This is a genomic window from Dyadobacter sp. (assembly GCF_039919315.1).
Classification (GTDB): domain Bacteria; phylum Bacteroidota; class Bacteroidia; order Cytophagales; family Spirosomataceae; genus Dyadobacter.
Window position 1 is genome coordinate 19,241 of the sequence record NZ_JBDSFX010000110.1, and the last position, 12,568, is coordinate 31,808.

The 12,568-nt window shown below is 42.6% G+C and carries 5 protein-coding genes; all 5 read right to left on the reverse strand.

The annotated features are described in order from the left end of the window. Entirely contained in the window at positions 1-2,766 is a 2,766-nt protein-coding gene (locus tag ABIO93_RS32730) for a DUF1553 domain-containing protein (protein WP_348074271.1), read from the reverse strand. Between the two features lie 182 nt (positions 2,767-2,948). After that, positions 2,949-6,248, reverse strand: coding sequence for a VCBS repeat-containing protein (locus tag ABIO93_RS32735; RefSeq protein ID WP_348074272.1), 3,300 nt, complete (start codon positions 6,246-6,248; stop codon positions 2,949-2,951). Between the two features lie 52 nt (positions 6,249-6,300). Next, the gene (locus ABIO93_RS32740; RefSeq protein ID WP_348074273.1) at positions 6,301-7,758 is read right to left on the reverse strand and encodes a RagB/SusD family nutrient uptake outer membrane protein; all 1,458 of its coding nucleotides are present in this window, start codon (positions 7,756-7,758) and stop codon (positions 6,301-6,303) included. 13 nt (positions 7,759-7,771) lie between these two features. Continuing rightward, positions 7,772-11,248, reverse strand: coding sequence for a TonB-dependent receptor (locus ABIO93_RS32745; protein WP_348074274.1), 3,477 nt, complete (start codon positions 11,246-11,248; stop codon positions 7,772-7,774). A gap of 128 nt (positions 11,249-11,376) precedes the next feature. Continuing rightward, positions 11,377-12,480 carry a FecR family protein gene (locus ABIO93_RS32750; protein WP_348074275.1) on the reverse strand — a complete coding sequence of 368 codons (1,104 nt, stop codon included), beginning with the start codon at positions 12,478-12,480 and terminating at the stop codon, positions 11,377-11,379. Between the last annotated feature and the right edge of the window lie 88 nt (positions 12,481-12,568).

The following is a 12,568-nucleotide window of genomic DNA, read 5'->3' on the forward strand; positions in this document are numbered from 1 at the left end:
TTATTCCTTTGTAATGACATTATCAAGATTTAGCATGACGTTGGCCGAGATAGTGAGCGCGGCCAGTTCAGGTGCGTGCTCTTTTCCATAGGCCAGCATGCTATCTGCTTCCACTGGTTTTTTCTTGTAGGCATCCAGCGCCTGCCTGTAAACTTTTAAGAGCACATTCAGGTTTTTCTGTTCAATGCCTTGGAAAGTGAGCATGCGGTAACCTGCTTTCAATTGCTGCTCAGGTGTTTTTCCGCGCTGCTGCATTCTGGTCGCCAGTTTTTCGGCTGCTTCCAGATAAACAGGATCGTTCAATGTAACCAGTGCCTGTAATGGTGTGTTGGTTAAAATGCGTCTGGATTGGCAAAATTCGCGGCTTGGCGCGTCAAATGTGACCATGGAGGGATAGGGAGCGGTTCGCTTCCAATAGGTGTAAACGCTCCGCCGGTAACGATCCTCGCCTTCACTGACCACCCACTTTTCACCACTGTATGGCGACTGCCAGATCTTGTCAGGCTGTGGCGGCATCACGCCCGGGCCATACATTTTATTGGAAATAAGTCCGCTGCATGCAAGTGCCTGGTCGCGAACCTGTTCCGCGCTCAGTCTCACGCGCGGGCCCCGTGAAATCCAGATGTTATATGGGTCTTTTTCAAGCTTGTTTCCATCCGTTTTAGAGCTTTGCCGGTAAGTGGATGACATTACAATACGCTTTAAAAGCTTTTTAACGCTCCAGTGGTCGGTTTCCATGAATTCAACTGCCAGCCAGTCAAGCAACTCCGGATGTGTCGGCTCAGCACCCTGTGACCCCAAGTCCTCCACCGTTTCGACGATTCCTCTGCCGAACAGCTGCTCCCAAAAGCGGTTAACAATTACGCGGCCGGTCAAAGCATTTTCCCGGTTAACGATCCAGCGGGCCAGGCCAAGTCTGTCCTTGGAATATTCTTTGGGCATTCCATAAAGCAATTTTGGGACATCGGGCTTCACTTCTGCGCCTTTCACCATCCAATTTCCTCTGACAAAAACATTTGTTGTTCGGCTAAAATCGTCTCTCCCTTCCCATAAAATTGGAATATCTTCTGCTGGTTTGCTCAAAAGTCGACTATACTCGGCCAAGACGGCAGGATACTCCGGGTCACTTTTACCAGGCATTTCTTTTTGAAATGACAGCCATTTGACTTGAAGCCAAGAACTGGGATTTTTGGGATTATCCAGGCTAAAAAATAAATCACGTTTGCCACCGGGTTCAGTGATCGGTATGATCATCACCGAATCCCTTCCCTGCGTGTTTGGAATGCTTATCCGGGCGATTGCCTCAGCAGTGTTTGTGTCGGTTTTAATTGTTAAAGTTGATTTGTCGAAATTGGCCCCAAGGGATACGACCATGTGCGTCTTCCCAGTTAAGTTAGCCACTTGTAGCCTTGCAGTAGTCTTGTGTTTTAAACCCAGGTATTTTCCATCTAATAATGTAGACCCACCGATAATTTGAAAATCGTGCGAATTTATTTTTGGCTCCATTACCCTTAGAAACTGCGTAAACGAAACACTTTGTTGGGGCTCACGTTTAGCTACCCAATCGATCAGGCGTTGCACCTTAGCAGAATCCTCACCCTTGTAAAGACGCAGCGTTGGAAAATCGTTAGGTACATCTTCATCGCGCGTATTGTTAAAAAATGCCATATACTTATAGTATTCGTCATGCGAAATCGGATCATAAGGATGACTATGGCATTGAATGCAAGCGAATGTCGTTCCTTGCCAAACCTCCCAGGTTGTATTGACCCGGTCAATCTGGGCTGCGACGCGAAATTCTTCATCAGAGGTGCCGCCTTCGTCATTGTTCATAGTATTCCGATGAAAGCCGGTCGCAATCAGGCTCTCATCTGAGGGCATTCCATTTTTTTGCCGCAGTAGATCACCAGCCAGCTGTTCAATGGTAAAAACATCAAATGGTTTGTCCGAATTAAATGATCGAACTACATAATCGCGATACCGCCAAATCCTGCGCCCATTGTCCTTCTCATAGCCTTTTGTATCAGCATACCGGGCCAGGTCCAGCCACATGGAAGCCCACTTTTCTCCAAAAGAAGAACATTTAAGTAGGCGGTCTACTACCTTTTCAAATGCATTTGATGAATTGTCGGCTAGGAAGTCTGCGACTTCCTTTTCGTTAGGCGGCAATCCAATCAGGTCTAAACTAACCCTTCGTAGCAAGGTTGCTTTGTCGGCTTCTGATGAAGGTCTAAGCTCCTGTTCACGCATCTTTTGCAAAGTGAAATGGTCGATTTGGTTGGTAGCCCACTTTTTGTCAGCATTGTTAAACAGTCCATAGAGATTATTGAAACCGTCCAGGGAAGGCACCTCAGGCTTTTCAATTCTCTTATAAGACCAATGCCTTTCCCATTTAGCACCCTGATTGATCCATTTTTTTAAAATATCAACTTCGTCGTCTTTCAAAGATGTGCCGTGTTTTGGCATTTTCTGGTCAGGATCATCGCTAAGTATACGGCGTATCATCTCGCTGGCATCTGCATCGCCGCGTAAGACTGGGATCTTGCCTGATTTGCCGGGTTCGAGCATTTCGTGCTCAAAAAGGAAACTTACATCACCTGCCTGTTTAACACCACCATGACATCCTATACAATGTTTGTTAAGGATAGGCTTGACCTGGCTATTGTAATCAATTGAGGTAACGATTAACAGATCTGAAAACAGGAAAATGAAAGAAACTGCTATAATGAGTATTCCCGCTCCAATAAATATTTTGTTATTGAACATCCTCGATTTCTTAGTTAAATTTGCATTTGACACTTACCGGGCTACATCTTGGCCTGCATCAAGTTGTCGGAAAGTATTAGTATTGGCAGAGTAAGCTAGGCCGCCTTAGCTATAATATTCGGCTACAAGAGGCTTAGATAATCCTCAATCGGGAAATATGGACATACATCGCATTTACGAAATCAATTGTCTTTACCTTTATTGGCGGTCAACATTTGTAATTTTTCAGAATTCGCACCAACTATCCAGGTTGGAGCACCTTTTATCTTTAGCATACAAATTGACTTCATATCCCCTCTTAACATAATTCCACTTTTGTCTGACTTCATTGAATTAAATCTTCCTTTGCCGTCCCCCAGTAGCACATTTCCACAAAAAGAATCCTGACGACCACTTAAAAAATCGGGTGCAAATGAGTTGCCAATTGATAGTATATCCAGATGCCCATCCAGATCAAAATCGCCAATGCAAACATCAGAAATCGGAGCAAATTGACAGGTTAAGGGCAGTGGTATGAGCTCATATGACTTTTTATTGTTCTTAAGCCAAGCTGACTTCAAGTAATTGGCGGAAAGTTTAAATTCAATATCCTGCGGAGCAAAAAGGTCTTGAAGCTCAGCGTCTGCAAAGTCGTGATATGTGAGAAATTTTTTCTTGATGACCGGAAATCTACTTACCAGATGATCACGCCCTGCCAGTGTGAATTCCTTACCTTGATTAAAGTAGCTTAATACAGGCTGTACGCCATCTCCAAATTTAACGGCGGATACTGACAATGGTTGCTCTAAACTCACATTATAGTTATTGTTTATTCCCCAATTCCCTAAAATTAGATCCGGATCCCCATCCTCATCGAAATCACCTGCGTCAACACTCGTCCAAAGCCCCTTTTCCTTGGTTTCGTAGCTTTTTTTCAAATGTCCCTTTTTGTTTCCAAAAATTGTAACGGGCATAAATTCACCAACTATGCACAGATCCATCCAACCATCTTTGTCCCTGTCTGACCACGTTGCATCTGTAACCATTCCGATGTAACCGAGCCCAGGCGCTAACAATTCTGTCACATTCTCAAAGTTCCCCTTCCCATCATTCCTAAAAAGAAAACTCTCCGGGGTCCGGGGATACTGATTGGGAATCAAACGCCCTCCAACGAACAAATCCATATCTCCATCATTGTCGAAATCAGCAGGCTTTACACACTTTCCACTCGAAAATTCGATAGGAATAGCTTTCTTGCTTCTTGTAAAATTTCCATTGCCATCATTTAAATATAGCCGATCCTGATAGGCAGCTGTTAGTGCATTATACTCATTTCCGCCGCTGACTACATATAGGTCCATATCCTTATCTCCGTCGGCATCAAAAAAAGCTCCCTCCTGATCCTCGAAACCCGGGTCTCCAAGGTCCTTACTGATAAAGGTTCCATTAGCTTGCTGACAAAATAGTTTGCCAACAGTTCCTGCAGGACCACCAATCCAAAAATCATCTAATCCATTCTTATCAATATCAGCTACTGCCATAAACGGTCCGTTTCTAGAAAACCGATACGGAAGTAATGGCTCGTTATTAAAATCCTCATACTGATTTTCTTGATGAACGTATTCTTTTAGGCTTGATATATTTACGTTTTCGAAAAGAGTTGAGCTACCTTTGGACATCTTTCTGCCAAAACTAAAGTCGCTGATGGTCATCTGGCTAGGCTCATATGAAAGCGATAGTGTTGCATTCACGGTTTGAGAAATTATCCTTTTAAACCTTCCATCCGGCCAAATCACTTCGATTGTGTCTACAATAGCAACGTCTCCTAATCCAAAATGAACAAATTGCTCTTGACTGGATTGAAATCCACGGTACGGGGTATTCTCTGAAAATTGCTCTCCATGCTTGGTGACAATTCTGACTTTGGCACCCATGGATCTATTATCAGTGAACCTGATGCGCAAATATTTATTGTGGCTTAAGGAATTACTTTTATTTCTATGAATTGATGCTGTCGAGTTTAGGTTATTGGTAACCAAATCCAGATCGCCATCGTTATCGAGATCTGCATATACGGCTCCATTACTGAACCCGCGATGATCTAATCCCCATAACTCACGGTTATCTATAAACGTCACCCCGTCGCCACTGTTTCTGAAGGCAAAATTAGGGGTTCGTACTTCCTCCAACTTATTAACTTGTTCTAATAAACGTGACCTAACTTGCTCGTAGGTAACATCACCCATTTGTTGTTCGGCATCCCTGAAAGAAGTAAAATCGTTGTTTGTGATATCCTTGGGAATGCCATTGGTTATGTAAATGTCCTTCCATCCGTCATTATCCAGATCAGCAAAAAGGGCACTCCAACTCCAGTCTGTTTTGTGGATCCCCGCCAATTGCCCTATTTCACTGAAAGAGCCATCGCCATTATTTAACTGGAGCATATTTCGAGCGTATTGAGGAATATATCCATTTCTCAGCGAAGCATTGAATAATTCGTTGCTTGAGGCAATACCCATCATTTTTTGACGCTTGTTATCAGGAGCCATCATGTCAACTGTTAAGATGTCCGGAAAAAAATCGTTATTAAAGTCCGCTACATCGCAGCCCATGGAAAACCGAGACGTATGCCGTAAAAGTAAGCCAGCTTGATCTGTAAAGGTACCGTTCTTGTTATTGATGAACACATTATCGTCATAGGCGAAATCATTTGATACATAAATGTCTGGCCACCCATCCGAGTTGAGATCACTGACTGCAATACCTAAACCAAAGCCCTCTGTGTTTATCCCGGCAGCATCAGTTACATCAGTAAATCGGCCTTTACCATCATTACTAAAAAGCCTATCATTGCTTTTCGACTTTCCATCCAGGGTCTTGATTCTTGGATAGTTTGGATTTACCTTTTCGTGGTAGTGAGTTAATAGATATAAGTCCAAATCCCCGTCCTTATCATAATCCAGGAAAGCAGACTGAGTGCTAAAACCAGCAAAAGCTACGTTTGCAGATTTCGCCTGATCAATAAAACGGATTTTCCCATCAGCCTGCTTTCCCTGATTGATAAAAAGTTGATTTGCAGTTTTATTAAGTCCGGCATGGCAGATGTACAAATCCTGCCAGCCGTCCCCATTTACATCAGCAGCTGCTACACCACTGCACCATCCCTTGGTTTCGAGATTAGCGTCTGCTGTAACGTCTTGAAACCTAATATTTTCCCCATTCGTATGGCTTTGATTTCTATATAGCTTGCCCGGAACATGATTTCCTGAAAAATATAAATCAGTATAGCCATCATTGTCAAAATCAGCCGCAGCTACACCTCCACCCATAAAAAAATAATCATATTCCAGTATGTTGTTAGTCTCAGTTGGGAACAACTGGTTCACAAAGGTTACTCCCGATTCCTTCGCGGCTACCATTTCAAACAACTTATCATTGTTCTCACTTTTGCAGCTTGTCAAATACACGATACAGGCACTTACAAGAATTATTATTTTCTTCATATTCAGAAAGTCCCCAATTTTGAAACCACAACTATGGGGCAGATAAGCAAAGTTAGTAGCCCGGGTTCTGTTTTAACGCCCTATTCACATCAAGTTCTGTCTGCGGGATAGGGAAAATTACCTGAAAATCCTTCAGATCACGATTGTATTCTTTTTTTAGAAATTCAGCAGCCTTTCCTGTTCGGGTTAAATGATACCATTGGTTATACTCGCACAAAGTCTCAACGCGCCGCTCCTGCATGATCTGATCCAAGCACTGAGCCTTCGTCCCAGCAGGTTTGCTTGGTAACCCCGCCCTTGCTCTCACCTGATTTATATACTTATAAGCGTCAGCGGTTCTATTCAATTCATTCAATATTTCTGCATAATTAAGCAGTACCTCTGCATACCGTAACTGTTTTAAGTTGATTTTGCTATGGTCATTTTTGTCTGGGCCTTGCCACCACTTTGTGTAGGCGTACCCAGTTGTTGTCCATTTCTTTTCCATCTTAAACCCATAGTATGCCGGATCTCCTTCTTTTAGAATTTGTGCAGTCCTCCTTTTATCCCCGGGTTCAAATGCCTTAATTACTTGCTCCGTAGGTAGCTGGTTGCCCCATCCTCCATATGGCGCATACTGCTCACCAATACCTCTTGGCGCTAACTGTTGTGGCAAATAATGACCGTTCCGACTTGCACCCCAGCCAAGTTGTGAGTCCCTATATTGGACCTCAAAGACGGTTTCTTCATTGTTTTCATTTTCAAACGAAAAGGAATTTTTATAATCTGCCTCCAAATTATATGTCCCAATAGAAATTAAAGCTTCCGATGCTTTCGCTGCTTCATTCCATTCTTTTTTATACATCTGCACATATGCAAGGTATCCTAGTGCGGCGCCCTTAGTGGCCCTTCCCGTATTTACCTCATCATATTTTACTGGAAGTGATATGGAGGCCTCGGTTAAGTCTAAAACGACTTGCTGCCAAACCGCTTCTACAGGAGCTTTTTCCACATCCGTTGGGGAAGCTGCTGACTGCTCTTCTAGAATTAAGGGCACTCCCCCAAACATTCTTGCAAGGTTAAAATAGGCAAAGCCACGCAAAAACTTTGCTTCACCTGATAAGCGTTTTTTAAGATCCGGCGAAAGCTCCGCAGATGTTGCTTTGTCCATCCTTGACAAAACAAGATTACTTCTGGTGATTATTTCATAACAGCCCGTCCAGGCATTACGCAGCTCGTTATTTGTTGACTGGAAATTTAATGCTTCCAGATTAAAATGATCTGAATTCTCATTAGGCTTTAAATCACCAGTTGGCATATTTGCCAAAGCGTACCATGGAAAACTGGCACCATTCGATTGAAGAGCGAAATATGCAGCATTGACAGCACCTTCAAAATCCTTGTCCGCCTTCCAATAAGATACGTCACTGATCGAATTTTGAGGTGTGGTTTCTAAAAATTTGTCACCACAGCCATATAAAATAAGCAAACTCGATGCAAATGCAACACTAAATAAATATATACTTTTCATAGGTTCAAATTGATTAAAAGCTAATGTTAAGTCCGCCCATTATCACCTTTGCAACAGGATACCTTCCTTGGTCTACGCCAGTGGTCAATGCGTTTTGAGATCTGCTACCGATTTCGGGATCGAATCCTGAATACTTAGTTATTGTAAATAAATTCTGAGCCGCCAGATAGATTCTAAGCCTTTCTATGCCTGCTTTCTGGCTAAGATTTTGAGGAACAGTAAAACCAATCTGAGCATTTCTACACCGCAGAAAAGCACCATTCTCGATATAGACGTCCGAGAACCGGTTGTTGTCTGAGCTCGTAAAGTAAGCAACACGAGGCATTGTATTACTTGTACCTGGCCCAGTCCATCTGCCCATCATATCCTGAGAAACATTCTGAACACCTTGGCCATTACTGTTTCGGATATCATACAAAGCCCTTACAGCGTTATTCGAAATCTTATTTCCTGCCTGCCCCTGCAATAGTACACTTGCATCAAAACCTTTATAATCAGCACGAAGCGTTGCTCCGTAGATTATTTTTGGTAACCCATTACCGAGGTTCACCCTATCATTTCCATCTACCTTTCCGTCGCCGTTGACATCCACGTATCTTCTATCCCCTGGTATCACCGTCTCTTTCATCGGTGATACATCTATCTCTTCCTGATTTTGGAAAATACCGTCTGTTTTATATCCCCAAAAGTAAGCTAGTGATTGTCCAACCACGGTCTGCGTTGCAGCATTGTTCTGACCCTCATTAAAATTATTGACTATCGGGCGACCATTTTGCCCTAATGATGTTACCTCATTTTTAAGAGTAGCAAAATTGGCATCAGCGCTCCAATTGAATTGTCCGGTATTTTGCCTGTATCCAAGCGATAATTCAATGCCGGAGTTTTTCATACCACCAGCATTACGCAAGATACTATTGTTAGGCGCCCCTAGCGAGATTGGAACAGGAATGTTCACTAGCATGTCTGTGGTCTCCCGCTCATAATAATCAGCTGTGACATTAACTCTTCCCTGCCATAGTGACGCATCTAAACCTATATCACTTTGTGTCGTGGCTTCCCACTTAATGTCTGGATTTGCTAAACTCCTAACCGTAATTCCGCCGGCAGCTGCTTGACTACCGGTACCTAAGGTATATTCAATTTGATCGGAAGATAAAGTATTCAGGTATTGGAAATTAGGGATACTCTGATTTCCAAGCTGTCCCCAACTGGCCCGAATTTTCAAATCAGTTATTGAAGAAACAGACTTCATGAAACTTTCCTGAGATATACGCCATCCAGCAGCAACTGAGGGGAAAACTCCGTAACGGTTTTTAGGTCCAAAATTTACAGAACCATCTCTGCGAACGTTAAACTGTAAAAGATATTTATCATTAAACGCATAATTAATGCGTCCAAGGTAGGAGAGAAGCGCAAAGTCACTGGCACCGTTTGATACGTTGCGGTTCGCCGGTAGGGCAAAACCAAAAGTACGTACATTTGGATTTGCAAAGGAGCTTGCACTTCCTGAAAGGGAACTTGACGCGCCCCTCAATGCATCGATCCCCACCAAAGCTCCAACAGCGTGTTTACCGAAAGTTTTTGAATAATTCAGAGTATTGATCCAATTCCAGGAATACGACCTGTCCATACCTTCACTTGCATCGTCTCGGGTTGTATTTCCGAAAATATTTGCTGAAATATAAGGCGTATATGATTTGCTACCACCGTTCCCTAGTTCGATTCCGATACTACTACGGAAGCTCATACCTGGTAGTATTTCATATTCACCAAACACGGTACCCAGCAATCTTAGGCTTACTTGCTCGTTTTCTCTGACCTTGGTGCCGTAAATAGGATTGTAAAGTTGTCTTGGGTAGAACCTCGCCTCTGTTACCAATGGAAAATGTGCATATCCCCCTAAGCCAAAGACTGTTTCACTTTGCAACCCGTCAGGTGCGAAAATTGGCTGCATTGGGTGCATCTGATACGCTGTTTGCAACATCCCAACCGCTGAAGCGTCAGTAGGTACACTTCGTTTGTTATCTCTTGAAATATTTATGCTGTGGCCGAATTTCGCCCGAGCGTTTAACTGATAGTCACTATTAATACGTCCAGTGAAACGATCATATTTGGAGTTAACAATTAAACCGTCTTGTCTGAAATATCCAAAAGAAGCAACGGTCCGAGATTTCGCTGTTCCACCGGAGATACTGACGTTATAACTTTGCACCGGTGAGTTTTGAAATATAGCGTCCTGCCAGTTGTAGGTTGGCAATGATGACGGATTGCTCCATAAGGGATTTAATGGGTTATCTTTCGGCACATTTGCCCTTGGATCATTGTTGGTATTAACAACAGATTCGTTAGCCAAAGTCGCAAAGTCAGGTCCATTCAAAACTTTGATTTCTTTCGCTGTCGCCTGGACTCCAACAAAGGCATCAACCACAATTCTAGTTTTACCTTCTTTACCCCTTTTGGTTGTAACTAGTACCACACCGTTTGCTCCGCGTGATCCATAAATCGAGGCTGATGCAGCATCTTTTAATATCTCAATTGATTCGATATCATTGGGGTTAATGCTATTCAAACTTCCTGTTGGTAGACCGTCAACAATGTAAAGAGGTTCATTTGAACCGATCGTACCGACTCCACGAATCCTTACTGAAACGCTGCCACCCGGTTCGCCAGAATTTTGGGTAACCTGAACTCCTGCGGCCTTGCCCTGCATGGCCTGATCAAGGCCCGTTACCGGGAGTCCCTTAAGGTCATCTGATTTAATCTGAGATATTGATCCTGTAACATCTCTTTTCTTCTGCGTGCCGTAGCCTACTACTATTACCTCTTCAAGCGATTTTTGATCGGTCACTAAAGTCACATTGATAACACTTTGATCCGCGACTATCTTTTCCTGAGACAAATAACCGACGAACGAGAAAACAAGGGTCATGTCGCCTTTGGCAACCTTTAGACTGTAATTGCCATTTTGGTCTGTTGTTGTGCCCTCCAGGGTCCCTTTCACTAAAATATTGACACCAGGAAGACCGGTTCCTTTTTCATCTTTAACAGTACCTGCTACAACGACTTCTAATGGTGGCCCATCCGAAGACTGTTTGGGGAGAAATGATTCTTCTTCCTGTTTTTCAACAGCATCTCGTAATAGTATAATTTGCTTTCCGACAATCTGGAATTTTAATTTATTGGGTACAAGCAATTTCTCTAGTACGACTGAGAGTTTCTCGTTAACTAAGTTAAAGGAAACTTTTCGCGAAGCTCTTATCAGGTTTGGACTGTAGGAGAACCTCACATCTACTGCTTTTTCAATTTCCGACAGAATGGAATTTAGCTTTTGGTCTGAGACTTGAAGTGTTATACGTTGGTTAAGTAATTCCTGTGCATTGCCAGAACTTGCAACTGCAAGGTTTGCAAAGATAATAGCTAAACTAAAATGTAGAATTGACCATTGCATACCGTTTACTATCCAACGTGGGATTTGATAAATTTTTTTCATAAATTTAATCGTTTTGGTTAAAGTGACTTTTGGGCAAAACAACTCTTTGCGCATTTGATGTATCGCACAGAGTCTAATAGAGCTGGTATTGGTGGATCTTTACCAGCTCTTACTATGTATTCAGGGTATTAATTTGTGTTCAAATCATTATCACACCCAGTTCCGCTAACAACAATCTGGGCTTCGATAACATCGTATTTTGCTTCAACACTTTTGCATATAACGTCTAATTTATCGTAGAGTGAAAGATCAGATAGGTTTGCCGTCAAAAGGCAGTTTGCAAAAAGCCCCTCATCAAATTCTATTTCGACACCATAGGTTTTTTCCAAGGTTCTGAACACATCTTTGACTGGGGTAGACTGATAAACAAATGTTTCTACGCTATTTTTCGTCTGGTCAGGCAACGGGATCGGATCTTCCACCAGATTTTTAACCATTTTGGATTCATCCCGTAACCAGGTGGCCTGCTGGTTTGGTAGTAATAAAGTCCCAGCGTGAGGATATTGACCAGTTTTGTAATTTTCGGAAAGAACAACCGATACTTTCCCTGTCAAGACCTTAACAGTAACATGATTGCTAGCTTGATAGGCACTTACATTGAAACTAGTTCCCAGAACTTTGGTCACCAAGTCGTTTGCATAAACAAGAAATGGTTTTTTTGGATTTCGCGTAACATTGAAGAATGCTTCACCACTTAAATAAATCTTTCTCTCTGATCCCTTATTGAAATCTGACGCATAACTGATTTTACTTTTTGGCTTTATTGATATTATACTGCCATCGCGAAGTTTAACTACCATGGTTTGCGCCGTGTTATTAACTTTTTCAATTAATTGTACACCTAACTCGCGACGGTTAACTTCATAGTCATCGCCGCTTGACGAAGACGGCAGCTTACTTAAGCCAAACACAATAGCCATGACCACTGATGCTGCTGCCAACCATCTTGACCACGATGGCAAGCGCCATGAATTCGGTTGGTCATTTTCAATCTCAGTCTGAATACGGCTAAAAACAGCGTCCTCATTTGATTTCGTGGAGAAATCCTGGCTAACTTTTAGGTGGATTGCTAACAACAAATTTTTGGCGGCCCATACTTCGTCAAACTTTTCAGGATGAGCTGACAGGAAACTTTTCCAAAATTTATCTGAATTGGAATTTGGATTTGCCACCCAAGCCCTGAAATAGGGATCTTCAATAAAATCCGCTGGCTGAAAATCCTGATATTTCAAATACATCTACATGGAAATTTTTGCATTATTTCTCCTTCAATGGTATAGAGACAGCCCTAGCCAGTTTTAACTTCTTAAAATCAAGCTT